Origin of the sequence: Collimonas rhizosphaerae (assembly GCF_038896935.1) — a bacterium.
In the GTDB taxonomy this organism is placed as follows: domain Bacteria; phylum Pseudomonadota; class Gammaproteobacteria; order Burkholderiales; family Burkholderiaceae_D; genus Collimonas; species Collimonas rhizosphaerae.
The window spans coordinates 72421-91419 of record NZ_JBANDC010000016.1 but is presented as its reverse complement, the minus strand read 5'-3'; the positions used below and the strand labels follow the sequence as shown (position 1 = coordinate 91419).

Annotated in this window: 14 protein-coding genes; 9 read left to right on the top strand and 5 right to left on the bottom strand. The window is 62.8% G+C overall.

Annotated elements, in window-relative coordinates:
- Window positions 1-151: 151 nt before the first annotated feature.
- From V8G57_RS20040 to V8G57_RS20030, 3 genes are all read left to right on the top strand, one after another.
- Complete coding sequence (locus tag V8G57_RS20040) at window positions 152-838, top strand: autoinducer binding domain-containing protein (protein ID WP_254784859.1); 687 nt, start codon at window positions 152-154, stop codon at window positions 836-838.
- A gap of 185 nt (window positions 839-1023) precedes the next feature.
- On the top strand, window positions 1024-1575 hold the full coding sequence (locus V8G57_RS20035; protein WP_092392497.1) for an acyl-homoserine-lactone synthase: 552 nt from the start codon (window positions 1024-1026) through the stop codon (window positions 1573-1575).
- A gap of 153 nt (window positions 1576-1728) precedes the next feature.
- Entirely contained in the window at window positions 1729-2904 is a 1176-nt protein-coding gene (locus V8G57_RS20030; RefSeq protein WP_342830841.1) for a low temperature requirement protein A, read from the top strand.
- Between the two features lie 10 nt (window positions 2905-2914).
- On the opposite strand, the gene V8G57_RS20025 is transcribed toward V8G57_RS20030, so the two are convergent.
- A complete protein-coding gene (locus V8G57_RS20025) occupies window positions 2915-3877 on the bottom strand; it encodes an AraC family transcriptional regulator (protein ID WP_092392493.1) in 963 nt (320 codons plus the stop codon).
- 202 nt (window positions 3878-4079) lie between these two features.
- On the opposite strand from V8G57_RS20025, the gene V8G57_RS20020 reads away from it, so the two are divergent.
- Entirely contained in the window at window positions 4080-4814 is a 735-nt protein-coding gene (locus V8G57_RS20020; RefSeq protein ID WP_342830839.1) for an SDR family oxidoreductase, read from the top strand.
- 75 nt (window positions 4815-4889) lie between these two features.
- On the opposite strand, the gene tauC is transcribed toward V8G57_RS20020, so the two are convergent.
- The 3 genes from tauC to tauA are packed head-to-tail and all read right to left on the bottom strand — an operon-like array spanning window position 4890 to window position 7585.
- Window positions 4890-5771: a taurine ABC transporter permease TauC gene (gene tauC / locus V8G57_RS20015; RefSeq protein ID WP_342830838.1), complete on the bottom strand. Its 882-nt coding sequence runs from the start codon at window positions 5769-5771 to the stop codon at window positions 4890-4892.
- Complete coding sequence (locus V8G57_RS20010; protein WP_342830837.1) at window positions 5768-6571, bottom strand: taurine ABC transporter ATP-binding protein; 804 nt, start codon at window positions 6569-6571, stop codon at window positions 5768-5770. Before V8G57_RS20010 ends, tauC begins: the two co-directional genes overlap by 4 nt.
- A gap of 9 nt (window positions 6572-6580) precedes the next feature.
- Window positions 6581-7585, bottom strand: a complete 1005-nt coding sequence (gene tauA / locus V8G57_RS20005) for a taurine ABC transporter substrate-binding protein (protein ID WP_092392485.1) — start codon at window positions 7583-7585, stop codon at window positions 6581-6583.
- A 271-nt stretch (window positions 7586-7856) separates the two neighbouring features.
- Between tauA and V8G57_RS20000 the strand changes: the two genes are divergently transcribed.
- The 4 genes from V8G57_RS20000 (at window position 7857) to V8G57_RS19985 (ending at window position 11664) form a co-directional block, all read left to right on the top strand.
- Entirely contained in the window at window positions 7857-8144 is a 288-nt protein-coding gene (locus tag V8G57_RS20000; RefSeq protein ID WP_139219966.1) for a helix-turn-helix domain-containing protein, read from the top strand.
- Entirely contained in the window at window positions 8141-9451 is a 1311-nt protein-coding gene (locus V8G57_RS19995; RefSeq protein WP_342830835.1) for a type II toxin-antitoxin system HipA family toxin, read from the top strand. The genes V8G57_RS20000 and V8G57_RS19995 overlap by 4 nt, the downstream gene beginning before the upstream one ends.
- Before the next feature lie 92 nt (window positions 9452-9543).
- Window positions 9544-10431, top strand: a complete 888-nt coding sequence (locus V8G57_RS19990) for a Dyp-type peroxidase (protein WP_342830834.1) — start codon at window positions 9544-9546, stop codon at window positions 10429-10431.
- Between the two features lie 12 nt (window positions 10432-10443).
- Window positions 10444-11664 (top strand): winged helix-turn-helix domain-containing protein, encoded by a 1221-nt coding sequence (locus V8G57_RS19985; RefSeq protein WP_342830833.1) that lies wholly within the window; start codon window positions 10444-10446, stop codon window positions 11662-11664.
- Between the two features lie 20 nt (window positions 11665-11684).
- On the opposite strand, the gene V8G57_RS19980 is transcribed toward V8G57_RS19985, so the two are convergent.
- On the bottom strand, window positions 11685-14507 hold the full coding sequence (locus tag V8G57_RS19980) for an EAL domain-containing protein (protein ID WP_342830831.1): 2823 nt from the start codon (window positions 14505-14507) through the stop codon (window positions 11685-11687).
- A 362-nt stretch (window positions 14508-14869) separates the two neighbouring features.
- Here V8G57_RS19980 and V8G57_RS19975 point away from each other — a divergent pair, with 362 nt between their 5' ends.
- Window positions 14870-18925, top strand: coding sequence for a Pls/PosA family non-ribosomal peptide synthetase (locus tag V8G57_RS19975; protein ID WP_342830830.1), 4056 nt, complete (start codon window positions 14870-14872; stop codon window positions 18923-18925).
- Window positions 18926-18999: the final 74 nt, after the last annotated feature.

Below are 18999 nucleotides of genomic sequence, written 5' to 3'. Positions count from 1 at the left end.
CTAGCTGATGTGACGTTGCAATACCGTTTCCCAAGCCGTTCCCTGTCGATGGCCTGAACGCGGTTTTGCAGCAGAAGAAAAGAATTTCCTTCCATGAAAAACACACATTTTTTACGGGAGTGCAGGTATGTTTAGTTGGCAAGAGCAGCAAATGCAGTCTATGTTGGGCGCGAAATCCGCGCCCGTCCTTTTTAACGCCTTGTCCGGAGTCGCCAAGCAGCTGGGTTTTGACTACTGCGCTTACGACATGCGCTTGCCCTGGCCCGTAGCCGAACCCAAGGTCGTCAGCCTGAACAACTACCCGACGACCTGGCAGCAGCGCTACATGCAGGAGCGCTACGAAAAAATCGACCCCACCGTGGCGCATGGCAGGCACTCGAACCTGCCCATGGTCTGGTCCGACAAGCACGTCGCCAGCAACCGCTCGTTCTGGGAAGATGCGCGTTCGCATGGTCTGCACGCAGGCTGGGCGCAATCCTGCCATGACGCCAAAGGCATTTCCGGCCTGCTCAACCTGTCGCGTTCGGATGACAGCGTCTCGCACAAGGAATTGCGTGAAATCTCGCTCAGGCTGTCGTGGCTGGTGGGGGTTGCGCATGAGGGCCTGTCGCTGCTGCTGATCGAAAAACACATGCCGGAAGCCGCCACGCAGCTGACTTCGCGCGAAATCGAAGTGCTGCGCTGGACCGCTGACGGCAAGACGTCGGGCGAAGTCAGCGAGATCATGAATATCACCGACCGCACGGTGAATTTCCATATCTCGAACACCTTGAAAAAACTCAACGCCACCAACAAGACCGCAGCGGCCATCAAGGCCGCGATGTTCGGCATCCTGTAACCGCTCCGGGCGCTGCCCCGGCGCCGGAATCCCGCGCAAACCCTGTCAATCCGGCCCTGGCCGGATTTTTTTTGCCCGCCCCTGTCTCACATGCCGCCGCGTCCCACCTGTCAACCTTGACAGTTACGCCAAGCGCCCCATGCATTTCAAAATTAATTCACTAATTCTGACTAAGGACACCATTGATGAACGTTATTTCCGGGGCCGCCGCCGAGTTGTCAAGTGAACTATTTTCGAAAATCTCCAGCTACCGCCACAAGGTTTTTGTCGAAACACTGCAATGGAAACTGGAGACCAAGGACGGCGCAGAACTGGATCAATTTGACCATGCCGACACGATCTATGTAGTGGCGCAGGACAACCGCGGTGAAGTCAACGGCTGCGCCCGCCTGCTGCCGACCAACCAGCCCTATCTGCTGAGCGAAGTATTCCCGCAACTGCTGAAAGGCGCCGCGCCGCCATGCACCACCGAAGTGTGGGAGCTGTCGCGCTTTGCCGCAGTCGATTTCAGCAAGAAAAACGAAACGCCGCTGGGACAGGTTTCTTCATCCAACGCCTACCAGCTGCTGCAGGCCTCGATCGACTGCGCCGCCCACCGCGGCGCCAAGCGCCTGATCACCGTTTCGCCGATAGGCATCGAGCGCTGGCTGCTGCGCGGCGGTTTTAAAGCGCACCGTTCGGGACCACCCATGCTGGTCGACGGCCATCGCATTTTTGCCTGCCTGATCGACGTCTAGGCAAGCTGCGTTTTCCGGGTCTTGCGGTAACAGCGGCGCCAGGCGCATGGTGCACAATCAGGCCTCGCGGCAGCGCTGCCGGCGGCGATTGACATGCGATGGAAACCTCCCTTATTGTGAATCACGATATCAACGCAATAAGGAAACAGCACAATGAGCATCTGGGGCAAAGCCAATCTATTGCGGGCGCGCGACGGCCATGAGGCCAAGGTGCTGTCGGTCGAGCTGTTCTTTGACCTGGTCTATGTCTTTGCAGTCACCCAGCTATCCCACCATCTGCTGGAAAACCTGACGCCCTTGGGAGCCATCCAGACCCTGGTCTTGTGGTTTGCGGTCTGGCTGGTCTGGCAATACACCTGCTGGGTGACCAACTGGTTCGACCCGGACGCCATGCCGATCCGGCTGCTGCTGTTCGCCATCATGCTGGTCGGCCTGGTGATGTCGGCGGTATTGCCGGATGCATTCGGCGAACGCGGCCTGGTTTTTGCGGTGTGCTACGCCAGCATGCAGATCGGCCGCACCCTGTTTGTAGTATTCCACCTGGGCCGCCACCATGCCCTGAGCAAGAACTTCCAGCGCATGCTTGGCTGGCTCTGCATCTCGGGCGCATTCTGGATTGCCGGCGGCCTGTCGCAAGGTTATTACCGGCTGCTGTTCTGGACGCTGGCGGTAGCCTGCGAATACCTGTCGCCGATGATCGGCCTGTGGCTGCCGGTGCTGGGCCGCTCGCGGACCCAGGACTGGACCATTGAAGGCGGCCATATGGCCGAGCGCTGCCAGCTGTTCGTGATCGTCGCGCTGGGCGAGTCGATCCTGGTGACCGGCGCCACCATCGGCCACATGGCGCACTGGGATGCGCCGACCCTGATCGCTTTCCTGGTGGCTTTCCTTGGCAGCCTGGCGATGTGGTGGATCTATTTCGACACCAGCAGCCAGGCCGGCACCGAAGCCATCGTCGAGTCCAAGGATCCGGGACGGATCGGCGCGTATTTCCACTACACCCACGTCCTCATCGTCGCCGGCGTGATCATCACCGCGGTCGGCAACGAGCTGGCGATCGCCCATCCGGCCGGCCACATAGAGACCAGATCGCTGGCGGTGCTGGTCGGCGGGCCGATGGCTTACCTGCTCGGCAACGGCGTCTACAAGACCGTGGTCTACCGCCTGTTTCCGTTTTCGCATGTGATCGGACTGGCGCTGCTGGCGATACTGGTCCCGTTCGCGTATTACACCGACCAGCTGATGATTTCCGGCCTGACCACCGTGATACTGATCGTCGTCGCCATCCAGGAAAGCATTTCGCGGCGCCGCACGCGGCGCGCCGAATGAGGCAAGGGACCTAAGCCGGGCTGGCGACCCCGGTACTGGCAGTGCCCGCAGCCCGCAGGCGCGCCACATCGCGCGCCGGCGGCGAGCCGAACATGCGGTTGTACTCGCGGCTGAATTGCGAAGGACTTTCATAACCCACCAGGTGCCCTGCGGTGGCGGCATCGCCGACCTGGGTAAACAACAGCCGGCGCGCCTCCTGCAGCCTGAGCTGTTTCTGGTACTGCAACGGCGTCATCGCCGTCACCGCCTTGAAATGATGATGCAGCGAAGAGGAACTCATGTTCGCTTCGCGCGCCAGGTTTTCTATCCGCAGCGGCAGCCGGTAGTCGCGCTTGATCAGTTCGATCGCCTTGACCACGTGCTGCGACTGGCTGTCGGTCATGGCGATCTGCTGCAGCATGCCGCCCTGTTCATCCTGCAGCAGCCGGTACAGGATTTCACGCATCGCCAGCGGCGCCAGCACCGGGATGTCCTGCGGCGTCGCCAGCAGCTGCATCAGGCGCAGCACCGCATCGAGCAGGCTCGAATTGGCCCGGCTGACGAACATGCCGCGCGCCGGCAGATCCGGCTTTCTGGCACGCACCTCGCCGGCCATGATCATGTCGCCGATGTCCTTCGGATCAAGGTCCAGGCGCACGCACAGGTAAGGCAATGCCGGCGTGGCTTGCGTTACATGGCCCATGACCGGCAGGTCGACCGACACCACCAGGTACTGGGCCGAGTTGTAGACATAGACTTCGTCGGCCAGCATCGCCTGCTTCTGCCCCTGGGCGATGATGCACAAGGCCGGCTTATGCAAGCTGTGGGCCGGCGCCGAAGGTTGCGACAGCCGCATCAGGTTGAGCGGCGCTATCGCCGTCTGGTGCACGCCGTCGGTGCCGGTGTATTGCTCAATCAGGCGCGCCAGCTCGATTTGCTTGATCGACACCAAAGGGTCGGCGGCGGTCTCTTGGATTGATCCTGAATCTTTCATTTCCAGCCTCGTTTTCAGCATTTGCAGGGTTTGACCGAGTCTACTATTTTTCGATCGGACGCGGCGGCGCCGGGCTGCACATCTGGAGGATCAGGCAAGAAGTCGCGACGAAGCGACTATCCCGGGCTGGTCCCCGGCCGCTACATTGATAAGCATGTCCGGCGCCGACGGCGCGGGACCTGACCACATCAAGGAGAAACACATGCCTGGAATCAAGGATAAAGTTGTCATCGTCACCGGCGCCAGCAGCGGCATCGGCGAAGCCACCGCCCGCATACTGGCGGCACATGGCGCCCGGGTAGTGCTGGGCGCGCGCCGCACCGAACGCCTGGAAGTCCTGGCGGGATTGATCCGCACGGCTGGCGGCATAGCGGAATATCAAGCCCTGGATGTCACCAAGCGCAGCCAGCTTGAGGATATCGTGGCGCTCGCCAAAAGCCGCTTCGGCCGGGTCGACGTCATCGTCAACAATGCCGGGGTGATGCCGCTGTCGACGCTGGACCGGCTGAAGGTGGACGAATGGGAGCGCATGGTGGATGTCAACATCAAGGGCGTCCTGTACGGCATTGCCGCTGCCTTGCCGGTCATGCAAGCTCAGGGCAGCGGCCAGATCATCAACGTGGCTTCGGTCGGCGGCCATCGGGTGGTGCCCAGCGCGGCGGTATATTGCGCCACCAAGTTTGCGGTGCGTGCGATTTCCGACGGTTTGCGCCAGGAAGTCGACAACATCCGGGTGACGGTGATTTCGCCGGGAGTGACCGAATCGGAGCTGGCGGACAGCATCACCGACCCTGCCGCCAAGCTGGGAATGGAGACTTACCGCAAAATCTTCATTACGGCGGAGGCAGTCGCCCGTACCATCCTGTTTGCCATCGAACAGCCGGCGGACGTCGACCTCAGCGAGATCGTGGTGCGCCCGACGGCAAGTGCAGCCTAAGATCGTTGCGTCATGAAAAAACAGGCCAGCCGGTCAAGGCTGGCCTGCCCCACCTCCCTGAATCTGAATCGAAAACTATGCGCGCCCTTCCCAAGGCACGTACTTGCGCTGCAGCCAGCGCAGGCCATATTCAAAACCTGAGGCAATCAGGGCGATCACCAGGATCCCCATGATGACGACGTCGGTCACCAGGAATTGCGCCGCCGACTGGATCATGAAACCCAGTCCGCGCGTGGCCGCAATCAGCTCCGCCGCCACCAGGGTCGACCAGCCGACGCCCAGTCCGATGCGGATCCCGGTCAGCACGTCCGGCACCGCCGACGGCAGGATGACGAAACGGACCAGCTGCCAGCGCGATGCGCCCAGCGACCGCGCTGCCCGCAAGCGGTTCTGGTCGACGCGCCGCACGCCATGCAAGGTGGCGATCGCCAGCGGCGCGAAAATCGCCAGGTAGATCAGCAGCACCTTGGACAGTTCGCCGATGCCGAACCAGATCACGATCAGCGGCAAATAAGCCAAAGGCGGGATCGGCCGGTAAAACTCGATCAGCGGATCGAACACTGCGCGCGCACGGCTGCTCAAGCCGATCAGGATGCCCACCGGGATGGCGCTGGCGATGGCCAGCAGCAGCGCGGCGAATACCCGGGCGACGCTGGTGGCGGCATGCTGCCACAGGGTGGCGTCGACAAAACCGTCGAGCGCCACTGCCTTGAATTTGCCCAATACCGCCAGCGGCGACGGCAGGAACAGCGGCGGCACCAGCCCCAGGGCGCTGGCCAGCCACCACAAACCCAGCAAACCCGCCACCGTCAGCAGGGTGATGCTGCGCTCTGAAATGGCGCGCCGGGTCTTGGTTTTCGGCACCGCCTGACGCCGCTGGGCAGCGCTTGGCGACACCTCAGGCTCCTGCGGCAACTCAAGTTCAAGCGGTGAAAACGTCACGGACAATTCGCTCATGCCGGCGCCTCCTCCAGCCCGGCGTCGTTGCGTGCAGCCTGGCGCGGATGCAGCAGCTGCTCGAGGATTTCCTCCCGCATGCCGACGAAGCGCGGATCGGACTTGATGCTGCGCGCCGGTTCGCCGGCGGCGAAACGCGCCCCGAATTCAAGCTGGCGCACGCTTTCCACCCGCCCCGGCCGCGCCCGCAGCAGCACCAGGTCGGTCGCCAGGAACAAGGCTTCTTCCACGCTGTGGGTAATCATGAAGATGCCTTTGCCGGAGGTTTTCCAGACTTGCAGCAGATGTTCTTGCATGTGTTCGCGCGTCAAGGCGTCGAGCGCGCCCAGCGGCTCGTCCAGCAACAGGAAACGCGGATCCACCGCCAGCGCGCGCGCCAGGCTGACGCGCTGGCGCATGCCGCCGGACAGCTCCCAGATGGCGGCGTCGGCGTAATCCTGCAGCCCGGTCAGCGCCAGGTATTCGCGCGCCTTGGCATGGCGCTGCTGCAACGGCTGCCCGGCCAGGCGCAGCCCGAACGCCACATTTTCCTGCACCGTCTGCCATGGCAGCAAGGTATCGTTCTGGAACACCACGCCGCGCTCCGCGCCCGGTCCGCTGACCGGCACGCTGTCGAGGCTGACGGAACCCGAACTCGGCGCCAGGAACCCGGCGATCAGGTTGAGCAAGGTCGTCTTGCCGCAGCCGGATTCGCCGATCACCACGGTAAACCGGCCGTCATGCAGATCCAGCGACAGGTCGTGCAAGACAGGCCGTACGGCGCCGGGGTAGCGCACTCCCACGGATTGCAGGCGGATCATGCCAACTCCTTATTGAAGCGCGGCTTGTTTGACAAACGCCGGATTGACATAGGATTGGTAGTCCGGCAATACGCGTTCTACTTTCTTTTGCTCCTGCAGGAAGCCGGAAGTCGCCGCCAGTGCCTTGACGGTCGAGCCGCCCAGCAGCTGCTCCTGTTCGCTCAGGGTAGGAAAGCCGCTGCCGGCCAGCAGTTCAGCGATATCGCTCTGCTTGGCGGCGGTCAGGCGGGCGATTTTCTCGAACTGCGGTGAACCGGCTTTCCAGTCCGCGCCGTGGCTGCGGTAATCGGCGTAGGCTTTGCCGGTGACCTTGACGAAGGCGGTCACGAAATCGGGATGCTTTTGCGCAAAATCCTTGCGCACGATCCAGGCGTCGAATGTCGGCGCGCCCCACTTGGCGACCTCGGCTGAATTGGTCAGGATCTTGCCGGATTCCTTGACCTTGCCCAGCGCCGGATCCCAGACATAGGCGGCGTCGATATCGCCGCGTTGCCATGCCGCGGTGATTTCCTGCGGCCGCAGGTTCAGTATCTGCACCTTGGAAGCAGGAATGCCCCAGTGCTTGAGCGCCGCCAGCAGGCTGTAGTGGGTGGTTGAAACGAACGGCACCGCGATCTTCTTGCCGACCAGGTCCTGCGCCGTCTTGATGCCGCTGCCGTTACGCACCACCAGCGCTTCAGCCTGGCCGATCTGGGCCGCGACCAGGATGGTTTCTATCGGCAGTTCACGGCTGGCCGCGGCTGCCAGCGGGCTGCTGCCGACATAACCCACCTGGATGTCGCCCGACGCCACCGCAGTGATCACGTCGGCGCCGCTGTCGAATTTCTTCCAGTTGATTTTCCAGCCGCTGGCCTTTTCATATGCGCCGTCAGCCTGGGCCACTTTGGCCGGCTCGACCACCGTCTGGTAGGCAATATTGACTTCCTGTTCGGCGGCGCCGGCGCGGCCGGCCAGCACCGCGATGACTGAAGCAGCCGCCAAGGCTGGCAAACGTTTGAAAATATTGGCAATCATGCAAACCCTCGTTGTGATTGAATCGATCGATGGAATTGAATGCCCTGGCTGATGCAACGCTAAGGCTTTGGCGCAAAGTTAATCGATTCGGGCAACTAGCAGAACGAAGCTTTTCGGCAATGCTTATATGGTTTTCGCCTGGCGTAGGCGGCGTAAAGAGATAGTTAAGTAACCTTTTAAACAAATAAGATACTAAACTATCCTTTCCAGAAAAAGATACTATACTATCCTTATATCCATAAAAGATAGTTTACTAACCTCCATGAAAACCTTGAACGAACTCTCTGCCATCCTGCGCCAAGCCAAGGACCGGCTGGCCTTGCCGGTCATTGCCATGAGCCGTGACAGCGGCCTGACGACGGTGACGATACGCGGTGTCCTGGCCGGCAAGAACGACCCTCGCCTCAGCACCTTGATGACGATTGCCGATCAGCTGGGACTGGAACTGATGCTGCTGCCCAAGGCCGTGGCGTCTTCGATTGCCGCAAATGCGCCCGCCGAGGAAGAAGTGCAAAGCCTGGTGGCTGCGGCGCTGGCGCGGCAGGGAGCGCGCCGATGAACCTGAGCGCACTGGATATCTTCGTGGCAGAGCGCCTGGCGGGCGTCCTGTTTCAGTACGGCGACATGGTGCGTTTCCAGGTCGACCCGGCCTATGCACAAGACCCGCAGCGGCCAACCTTGTCGCTTTCCATGCGCGCCGCCACGCCGCAGCAGGACATGGCCTTGCTGCTCAACCCTCTGGCGGCGATGTTCAACTCGCCAGGCCAGATGCGGCTGCCCGCCTTCTTCCAGAACCTGTTGCCGGAAGGCCTATTGCGCAAGCAGATCGCGTTCGAGCGCAAATGCGCGGAAGACGACCATTTCGAGCTGCTGGCAGCCTGCGGCCGCGACTTGCCGGGCGCCGTCAAGGCCATCCCGACCAGACTGACGCGGGCGATGATGACGCGCCTGGTGACGCAAGGCAAGGAAGCCATCGAAGAAAGCGTGATCGCCGCGCCGCTGGTGGACGGCGTCTCGATCTCCGGCATGCAGCCGAAACTGGCCCTGATCCTGGAAGGCGGCAGGTATGTCAGCCGCACCCGCCACAAAGACGCTCACATCATCGGCAAGCTGCCCACCGCGCAATACGACCGCCTGCCGGAAGTCGAACACCTGTCGCTGCAGCTGGCGCAAGCCGCCGGCGTAACCGTATGCAGCGCCAGCCTGCAGCCGCTGGCCGCGATCATGGCCGAGCATCCGCATGCGGCGGAAGAGCAGCAGCAATTCCTGGCCGTGCAGCGCTTCGACCGCGACCAGCCGGGCCGCCTCCATGTCGAAGATTTTTGCCAGATACTGGCGGTCGATCCTGACAAAAAATATACGGGCGCCAGCTATGCCGACATGGCGCTGGTGATGCAAGCCGTGCCGGGACTGGGCGAAGCTGCCTGCCATGAGCTGCTGCGCCGCATCGCCGTCAACGAACTGATCGGCAATTACGACGCCCACCTGAAAAATTTCGGCGTCCGCTACCTGGCCGACGGCAGCATCGAATTCTCGCCGGCCTACGACGTCGTGGCGTACAGCGTGTACCTGAACGGCAGCGGCCATGCCCTCAAGTTTGCCGAAGGCCAGGCCAAGCGCTCATTCCTGTCGCCGCTTACCTTGCGCGCCTTCGCCAACCGCAGCGGCCTGCTGGAGCCGCCGCTGCGCCACGTCATCGGCGAGGTCTGCAAAAAAGCCCTGGCGGCGTGGCCGGACCTGATTGCCGCCAGTCAGTTGCTGCCGCACCAGAAAACCAGGCTGACCGACTACTTCATGAATCGCGGCATCATCGCCGGCTTGCGTGCAAGGCAGGCCAGGCAGAGCGCAAAAGCCGCAGCCGGTTAGTGCCTCGCGCCATCGATGCAAAAACGCCCGCCATGCGAAAAAATGGCCGGAATCCGCTAATATCACACCCTTTCCCCGTTTAAGGACAAGCAATGCCAGCAACCGCAGACCAAGCCCAGCCAGGAATCCTCGAAGCACTCGCGCCACTCGGCCGTTCACTCACGTTCCGCCTCAGCGGCCACAGCCCACAAGCCGCGCTGGCACGGCTGCGCGAAGTTTTTGCGGCGGACTGGGGCGTGGTTGGACTGGGCGCGCCCCTGGTCCAGGCGCTGGAGCAGCATGTCGGCGGCCTGCGTCCGTTTCCGGCGCTTGAAGGACAGGGCTGCGCGGCGCCGTCGACCCAGCAGGCCATGTGGATCCTGCTGCGCGGCAGCGACCGCAGCAGCCTGTTCGAACGCACCGCGCAACTGGTTGCGCTGCTGGGCGACGAATTGGTATTGGAAGACGCGCTGGATACTTTCCGCTATCGCGACAGCCGCGACCTGACCGGCTACGAAGACGGCACCGAAAACCCCAAGGCGGCGGCAGCCATCGCCGCCGCGCTGGTAGCGGACGGCGCGGGACGCCAGGGCTCGAGCTTTGTCGCGGTACAGCGCTGGATCCACGACCTGCCGCGTTTCCGCGGTTTCCCCGCCGCGCAGCGCGATGCCACCATCGGCCGCCAGATCGCCGACAACGAGGAAATCGAAGATGCGCCGGAATCGGCCCACGCCAAACGCACCGCACAGGAAAGTTTTACACCCGAGGCATACATGGTGCGCCACTCCATGCCATGGGACAACGGCTTGCAGCAAGGGACCGAATTCATCGCCTACGGCGAATCCAGCGACCGTTTTGAAAACGTCTTGCGCCGCATGCTGGGCCATGAAGACGGCATCGTCGACGCCCTGTTCAGTTTTTCGCGCCCGGTCACCGGCGGCTACTACTGGTGCCCGCCGCTGCAGGACGGCCGCCTCGACCTGTCCAGCATCGGCATCTGAGCCGGCGCCAGCATGACTGCCATCCAGCTCTCCGTTCCTGCCGCGCGCGCTCTGCAACTGGCGGCCCAGGGATTGCTCAGTCCGGTGCGCAAGAAAGCCGTCAAGCAAGACGTGCTGGCCGCCATCCGGCAAATGGGCGTGCTGCAGATAGACACTATCCACGTGGTGGCGCGCAGCCCCTACCTGGTGTTGTGGAGCCGGCTAGGCAATTACCAGCCGTGCTGGCTGGACGAGTTGCTGGAGGAACGCCGGCTGTTCGAATACTGGGCGCATGAAGCCAGTTTCCTGCCGATCGAGGATTACGGCCTGTACCGGCACCGCATGATCGACCCCGGCTCCATGGGCTGGAAGTATTCGGCCAAATGGATGGAAGAGCATGGCGCCGCCATAGAGCTGCTGCTGCAGCATATCCGCCGGCACGGCCCGGTGCGTTCGGCCGATTTCAAGCGTACCGACGGCAAGGGCGGCGGCTGGTGGGAATGGAAACCGGAGAAGCGTTCGCTCGAAGTGCTGTTCACGGCCGGCCGCCTGATGATCGCCAAGCGCCACAATTTCCATCGCATCTACGATCTCGCCGAGCGCATCTTGCCGGATTGGGACGATGCCCGCATGCCCTCCACCGCGGAAACCCAGCGCACCCTGCTGCTCAAGGCGGTGCAAGCGATGGGGATAGCGAAAGCGAGCTGGATCGGCGACTACTTCCGCACCGCCAAGAGCCGCCCCAGCCCCGACCCCGAGATCCTGGCCGACGATGGCAGCCTGCTGCGGGCGACGGTGGACGGCTGGCAGCAGCCGCTGTATATCCATCCGGCGCATCGCGAACTGGCGCTGGCCGCCGCCGGCGGCTTGCTGAAACCCAGCGCCACCAGCCTGCTCTCGCCTTTCGATCCGCTGGTATGGGACCGCAAGCGGGCGCTGGAACTGTTCGATTTCGATTACCGGCTTGAGTGTTACACGCCGGAAGCCAAGCGCAGCTACGGTTATTTCACGCTGCCCATCCTGCATCGCGGCGCGCTGGCGGGACGGCTGGACGCCAAGGCGCACCGCAGCCAGGGCGTGTTCCAGGTCAAGGCGCTGTACCTGGAGCCCGGCACCCGCACCAGCCAGAGATTCGTGACCGAACTGGCGGCGACACTGCGGCGTTTTGCCGCCTGGCACGGTACGCCGCAGGTGGCCATCGACCAATGCACGCCTAGGGCCTTCCGCTCCATGCTCAAGGCAGCGCTGGCTTAGGGCCTTGCTGCCGATAGGCCCTAGCCGGCGTTCAGCAGGTTCCTGTCGACGCCTATGCCAAAAGCGCGTGGCCGCCCGATGCCGTAACCCTGGGCGAAATCGACGCCGATCTCGGTCAGCGTACCGATAATCCGTTCATTGACGGCAAATTCGGCAATCGTCTGTTTCCCCATCAAATGGCCGATCTTGTTGATCGCCTCCACCATCGCATAATCGGTCGGGCTGTTCAGCATGTCTTTGACAAAACCGCCGTCGATCTTGATGAAATCGACCGGCAGGTTCTTCAGGTAGGCAAAGGAAGACATGCCGGCGCCGAAATCGTCCAGCGCAAAACGATAGCCAACGCCCCTCAGTTCCTGGATAAAATGCGCGGCTTTGGCAAAATTGGCGATCGCGCTGGTCTCGGTAATCTCAAAGCAGATGATCTGCGGCGCAATGCCGTATTTGACGTGCTGTTCCTGCACGAAATTGAGGAAATTGCTGTCGCCTATGCTGGTGCCGGAAAGGTTGATGGCGCAGGTCTGGATTTCCCGGCCGCGCCCTTGCTGGCGCATTTTGGCCAGGGTGGCGAATACCGTCGAGACCACCCAGCGATCGATGGCCGGCATCAGGTTGTAGCGTTCCGCGGCAGGAATGAACACCATCGGCAGCACCAGGTTGTCGTCCTTGTCCAGCATCCGCAGCAGAATCTCGAAATGCGCGCCGTGGCTGGGAGGCTTGCCCAACGCGGCGATTTCCTGCGAGAACAGGCAGAACCGCCCATGCGTGAGCGCCTCGTTGATACGGGTAATCCACTCCATCTCGCCGTGCCGTATCGACAGCTCGCTGTCGTCCAGCCGATACTCGTGCACCCGGTTGCGGCCTTTCTCCTTGGCCAGGTAGCAGGCGGCGTCGACCGCGCTCATGATCTGGCCCAGCGTATGCATTTCGCCCGCCAGGTTGATCAGGCCGATGCTGACGCCGATGGTGAACGGCTTGTTGGTCCACACGAACTGGAAGTCGGCGACGGTCTGCCGCAGTCCTTCGGCGATCCGCAGCGAATGCTCGACCGGGCAATTCTCCAGCAAGACGCCGAATTCGTCCCCGCCCAGGCGCGCAATGGTGTCGGTATCGCGCAGGCGCTGTTTCAGCAAGACGCTGACCTGCCGGATCAGCTCATCGCCGGCGGCATGGCCGCAGGTGTCGTTGACCACCTTGAACTGGTCCAGGTCCAGGTACAGCACCGCATGCAGGCGCTGCTGGTCGCGCGAGGTAATCATCGCCACCGTCAGGCGCCGTTCGAACTCGCGCCGGTTGATGAGCCCGGTCAGTTCGTCGTGGCTGGCCTGGTACGACAGCTGGGCCGCATATTCGCGGTCCTTGCTGACATCGTGCAGCACCAGCACCGTGCCGATGGTTTCGCCGCTCAGGTTGCGGATCGGCTCGGCCGACAGGTTAACCGCGACTTCGCTGCCGTCGTCGCAGACCAGCAGCAGGTTGGAAGCCCTGTCGACGGGCATGCTGTTGTCGAGGATCTGGGGAATCAGGTCGGGAATCCGGTTGCCCGAGCTTTCGCCCACCACGTTGAGGATTTTTTCCAGTGGCAAGCCGCGCGCCGAGGCCAGCGTCCAGCGGGTCAGGATTTCCGCCGTCGGGTTCAGGTACTCGACCAGGCCGTCGGTGCTGAGCGTAATCACCGCCTCGCCGATCGACTCCAGCGTCACCTGGGCGCGCTCCTTGGCGGCATACAGCTGCTCTTCGGAACGCTTGCGGGCGGTGATGTCGGTAAACGAGCCGGCCATGCGCACCGGCTCCCCCGCAGCATTGCTGGTGGATTGCGCGCACGAACGCACCCAGCGCAATTCTCCTCCCTTGGTGACAATCCGGAATTCGATGTCGCACGGCGAATTGTCGTGCAGGTGCGAAGTCAGTTTGGCGCGTACCGCATCCAGGTCGGAAGGATAGATGCAGTTAAGGAACTGCAGCGGCGTCGGCTCGTCGTCTTCCAGGGAATAACCTAGCAATTCCTTCAGGCGCGGGGAATAGTAGATATTGTCAGCCTCGATGTCCCAGTCCCACAGGCCGTCGTTACTGCCCAGCATCGCCAGCTGCAGCCGCTCCTGGCTGACTTTCAGCGCTTCTTCGAACTGGTCGCTCTTGGTCAGGATATAGCGGGAAATCCAGCTGCCGAAAACCATCAGCCCGACGGCGATGGCCAGCGTCGCAAACAGCAGCAGGCGCTGGACCTCGCGCGACGATTCGCCCAGGCTGGCTGAAAAGCGCAATTCGAGGGGCGTCAATTCCGCGTCTATCTCGCGGATGCGGGCGACGCTGGCGATCATCGCCTGTGGATCGGGGTTGCCGGCATTGATCGCCGCGTGCAGGCGGTCGGCTTCCGTGCTCAGTTCCTGGATCAGCTTGTCGCCGATCTTCCAGTTCGCGACCGGTTCCCGCAGCAGGCTGAAATTCTTGAAGTTGCGGTACAGGCTGACGATGCCGTCAATGTCGTCGGGGTGATTGCCGCCGTCGAGGAAACCCTGGCGCACCACTTGCAGGTCAGGATCGGCTTTATCCAGCTCGTCCCTGGCGCGCCGGTCGCCGATCGGCACCGCCAGCGCCTTCAGCACCTTCTGGTAGTCGAGGTCGGCATGCGTCACCGTATATTGGTTCAGGTGGAATACCGCCTCCTTCTGCGCCTTCGACCACAGGCTCTCGCCGCCGACAAAAGCGCGCACCGAAGACAGGATATTCATGCTGAACGCCAGCAGCCCCACCATCAAGGCGACGATCGCCAGGAAAGGCAAGACCACCTTGACCCAGCGCATGCCGCCGTCCATGGTGAAAAATTTCTTCAATCGCTGCATCACAAAACCTCACTGATAAAAACAGCACAGTCAGAAAGCTTTAGCGGAATTGCAGGAAATTGCGAAAAACAACACTACTTGAAACCGGCGCCCGAATGGCCCATCATACGGCCAATAGTTTCCTATTAGCAAGTTCATTAGCAACAGATAAAAAAACAGATAAAACAATGCGCGGCTTGCAGCCGGAAAGCAGCCGCGGGCCGGCCATCTGAAGGTGCTGGGATAACCACGGGCGGGGCTCGCCGCGGGCCGGGAAATCGTACCGCAGGCCCAGTGCAAAATTGTCTGAACGTTACCGATACCAGCCGTGCTACCATCGCCGCCTTGCTGTCTTTCTCCTGTCTTTTTTACTTGCCTCATCCATGACCCAGTCTTTGCTCGTCGATACCGCGGCTGCCAGCGATTTTTCAGCCCATCCAGACATTTTGCAGGGGCCGCTGCGGCCCGAGCTGATACGGGACGAGGTGCTGGCAGACCTGCTCGAAGCCACTGCCGCGCGCCTGCCGGACCAGGTCGCCATGGTGTTCGGCGAACGCCGGCTGACTTACCGGGAACTCAACCAATACGCAGACCTGGTCGCTTCGCGACTGATCGCGGCGGGCGTCGGCCCGGGCCAGATCGTCGGCCTTTGGCTGCCGCGCGGGATCGACCTGCTGGTGATGCAGGCCGGCATTGCCAAAAGCGGGGCCGCCTGGCTGCCGCTGGATGCGGATACGCCGCCGGACCGGATCGCCGTCTGCCTGGAGGACGCGCAAGCGCCGGGCATCGTCAGCTGCCAGCAATTCGCGCCGCGCCTGGACCAAGGCCAATGCCAGGTCTGGACCGCCGAACAGCTGCTGGCGCCCCCCGAGGCACCGCTGCTGCGGCGCCAGCAGGTGCAGCGCAGCGACCCGGCTTATGTCATCTACACCTCCGGTTCGACCGGCAAACCGAAGGGCATCGCCATCACCCAAGGCGCCATATGCCATTTCCTGCGCAGTGAAAACGCGGTATTGGGCGTCGCCGCCAGCGACCGCGTCTACCAGGGCTTTTCGGTAGCCTTCGACATGTCGTTCGAAGAAATCTGGATCAGCTACCTGGCCGGCGCCACGCTCTGGATAGCCCCCAAGGAACTGGCCTCGGATCCGGAAGCCTTGCCGCTCGCGCTGGCGGCGCAGGGCGTCACCGTATTGCACGCGGTGCCGACCCTGCTGGCCCTGTTCAACCAGGATGTGCCAAGCCTGCGCATCATCAACCTGGGCGGCGAAATGTGCCCCGAGGCGCTGGTCAGCCGCTGGGCCAAGCCGGAATCGGGCCGCCATATCTTCAATACCTACGGCCCGACCGAAGCGACGGTATCGGCCAGCCTGGCCGAACTGCGCGCCAACGAAGTCGTGACCATAGGCCGGCCCTTGCCCAATTACGGTTTGCTGGTGATTAAGGTGGTAACTGAGCCGGCGCTGGAAAACGGTTTGCGCCTGCTGCCGCGCGGCGAAACCGGCGAATTGTGCATTACCGGCCCCGGCGTTGCCGAAGGCTATCTGGGGCGCCCGGAACTGACCGCCGAGAAATTCCTGGCCAATCCCTGGGCCAGCGGCGAACATGACCGCCGCCTGTACCGCACCGGCGACCTGGCCCGGATCGAGGCCGACGGCCGGGTCCAATGCCTGGGCCGCACCGACGACCAGGTAAAGATCCGCGGCTTCCGCGTCGAATTGGGTGAAATCGAGGAAGTATTGGCGCGCCAGCCGGGAGTCGGCACGGTGGCGGTGATATTGCGCCAGGAAGACGGCATCGACCAGCTGATCGCCTTCATCGTCGCCGAAAGCGGCACGGAAATCGTCCCCGCGGCGCTGCGCGGCGCCCTGGCCGAACGGCTGCCGCCCTACATGGTGCCAGGCTTCTTCGAAGCGATGCAGGAGATGCCGCGCCTGACATCCGGCAAGATCGACCGCAAGGCGCTGAAAGCCCGGCCGCTGGCGGCAATCAGCGCCGGCGGCCTTGATTCCGACGTCCCTGAAACGCCGGCCGAAGTTGCCTTGTTCACGGCGCTCAACAAACTGTTCCCCGGCCAGCCTATCCAGCGCAGCGCCGATTTCTTCAACGACCTCGGCGGCCATTCGCTGTTCGCGGCAAAACTTGCCTCCGCCCTGCGCGCCAACCCCGATTTTGCCCACGTGACGGTGCGCGACATTTACATGAACCGCACCGTCGGCCGCATCGCCCAGGTGCTGGCCGTGGCGCCGGCGGCCGGCATCGAGGTCGATACCAGCTGGAGCGCGCCGTCGGACCTGAAGCGCTGGCTGTGCGGCGCTGCCCAGGCTGCCGCCGTGCCGTGGCTGGTGGCGATGCGCATGATGCAATGGCTGGCGCCGTTTTTCACCTATCACTTTTTCACCGGCGATCCGGGCGATTCGATTGCCCTGGCAATCGTGGTGTCGGTAGGCGTATTCCTGCTGGCCACCCTGTTTGAGTTCGCCATTGCGATCGCCGCCAAATGGCTGATCGCGGGACGCCTGAAAGCCGGCCGCTATCCGCTCTGGGGCCTGACCTATTACCGCTGGTGGCTGGCGGACCGCCTGATCGAGGCGGCGCCGGCCTACCTGCTGAGCGGCTCGACCTTGTACAGCTGGTGGCTGCGGGCGCTGGGTGCGCGCATCGGCTCGGAAGTCATCATCGGCTCCATGACCTTGCGCGCGCACGACCTGCTTACCATAGAGGACGGCGTGAGCATCGGCAATGCCGTCAACTTTGAAAACGCCCGCGTCGAGCATGGCGAGCTGTGGCTAGGGCCGATCACGCTGCAGCGTGAAAGCTGCATCGGTTCCTATGTCGTCATGGAAGGCAACACGAATGTCGGCGCCTTCGGCCATGTGGAAGGCCAGAGCGCCATCAGCGAAGGCCAGGCGGTGCCGGCCGGCCGCATCTGGACCGGCTCCCCGGCGCGCGACGCCGGCGCTTTCGACCAGGCATCCAAACCGCCGCGGCCGCCGGTTACGCGCAGGCGCCAGCTGGGTGAGTCGATATTTTTCCTGTTCGGCGCCTTCCTGATCACCACCCTGTTCTTCATGCCGGTGTTCCCCAGCTTCATCCTGATCGACTGGCTCGACGATACCGATCGTTTCCCCTGGCTGCAAAGCAACGGCAATGTGCCGTTCCAGCTGTCCAAATATTTCGTCATGGCGTTCCCCGCCACTGCGGTGCTGATCGTGTGCACCGCCCTGCTCTCGGCCGGCATCCGCTGGAGCCTGCTGCCGCGCATGCGGGCCGGCAGCTGGCCGGTGCGCAGCAATATCTATTGCAGCAAATGGCTGGTCAACCAGATCCAGGAATCCAGCCTGAGCGTCTTGCATGGCGTCTACGCCACTGTCTACGCGCCCTACTGGTACCGCCTGCTGGGCGCAAAGGTGGGCCGCCATGCCGAGATTTCGACGGCGCTGGGCGTGGTGCCTGACATGCTGACCCTGGGCGACGATACCTTTATCGCCGATGCCGTATTGCTCGGCGACGAACAGATCGACGGCGGCTGGATGACCATGAAACCGACCGTGATCTCGCGCCGCAGCTTCGTCGGCAACGGCGCTTACGTGCCGGACGGCAGCATCCTGCCGGAAAACGTCTTGATCGGCGTCCACTCGCGTACGCCGGACAACGACCGCATGCGCCCGGGCGACACCTGGCTCGGTTCGCCGCCGATCAACCTGCCGGCGCGCGAGCAGACCAGCGGTTTCCCGGAACACCTGACGTTCCGTCCATCGCGCCGGCGCCGCCTGGGCCGCTCGCTGGTGGAAGGCTTCCGGATCGTTTCGCCGCATGCGATCGTGATCGCGGTCGGCTATACCGTGGTGCTGAACCTGATGCCGCTGGCCGGCGCCGGCCAATGGGGCGAGGTGATTTCCTTGCTCACCAGCGCCGGCCTGCTGTACGGCATCGGCACCTTCATCTTCATCGCCGCCCTCAAGTGGCTGCTGATCGGGCGCTACAAGAAATGCAGCGTGCCCATGTGGACGCGGTTCGTCTGGCTGTCGGAGGGCGTCACCAACCTGTATGAAGGGATCGCGATACCCAACTTCATGAACTACCTGCGCGGCACGCCGTGGCTGCCGCTGGCCTTGAACCTGCTGGGCTGCCATATCGGGCGCGGGGTATACATGAATACCACCGACATCACCGAGTTCGACTGCGTCACCATCGGCGACTACAGCGAACTGAACGCCCAGGCTTGTCCGCAGACCCACCTGTTCGAAGACCGGGTCATGAAGATCGACCACGTCCACATCGGCAGCCGGGTCTACATGGGGCCGCGCAGCTTTGTGCTGTATAGCGCGACGGTCAACGACAATGCCAAGCTGGGCGCGCTGACGCTGGTGATGAAAGGCGAATCGATCCCGGCAGGCACCAACTGGCGCGGCTGCCCGGCGGCGCCGGCAAAAAACTGAAAGGCGGCAGGGTTTCATCGTTGACAGCCGCGGCCGGGAGACTCATCAGCCTGGTCGCATTTTCTGCTGCCGAC

Coding starts and splice junctions, on each gene's coding strand:
- tauC (WP_342830838.1), bottom strand. CDS start 5,771: ATGAGCGAATTGTCCGTGACGTTTTCACCGCTTGAACTTGAGTTGCCG.
- V8G57_RS19975 (WP_342830830.1), top strand. CDS start 14,870: ATGACCCAGTCTTTGCTCGTCGATACCGCGGCTGCCAGCGATTTTTCA.
- V8G57_RS20010 (WP_342830837.1), bottom strand. CDS start 6,571: ATGATCCGCCTGCAATCCGTGGGAGTGCGCTACCCCGGCGCCGTACGG.
- V8G57_RS20025 (WP_092392493.1), bottom strand. CDS start 3,877: ATGAAAGATTCAGGATCAATCCAAGAGACCGCCGCCGACCCTTTGGTG.
- tauA (WP_092392485.1), bottom strand. CDS start 7,585: ATGATTGCCAATATTTTCAAACGTTTGCCAGCCTTGGCGGCTGCTTCA.
- V8G57_RS20030 (WP_342830841.1), top strand. CDS start 1,729: ATGAGCATCTGGGGCAAAGCCAATCTATTGCGGGCGCGCGACGGCCAT.
- V8G57_RS20035 (WP_092392497.1), top strand. CDS start 1,024: ATGAACGTTATTTCCGGGGCCGCCGCCGAGTTGTCAAGTGAACTATTT.
- V8G57_RS20040 (WP_254784859.1), top strand. CDS start 152: ATGCAGTCTATGTTGGGCGCGAAATCCGCGCCCGTCCTTTTTAACGCC.
- V8G57_RS19980 (WP_342830831.1), bottom strand. CDS start 14,507: ATGCAGCGATTGAAGAAATTTTTCACCATGGACGGCGGCATGCGCTGG.
- V8G57_RS19985 (WP_342830833.1), top strand. CDS start 10,444: ATGACTGCCATCCAGCTCTCCGTTCCTGCCGCGCGCGCTCTGCAACTG.
- V8G57_RS20020 (WP_342830839.1), top strand. CDS start 4,080: ATGCCTGGAATCAAGGATAAAGTTGTCATCGTCACCGGCGCCAGCAGC.
- V8G57_RS19990 (WP_342830834.1), top strand. CDS start 9,544: ATGCCAGCAACCGCAGACCAAGCCCAGCCAGGAATCCTCGAAGCACTC.
- V8G57_RS19995 (WP_342830835.1), top strand. CDS start 8,141: ATGAACCTGAGCGCACTGGATATCTTCGTGGCAGAGCGCCTGGCGGGC.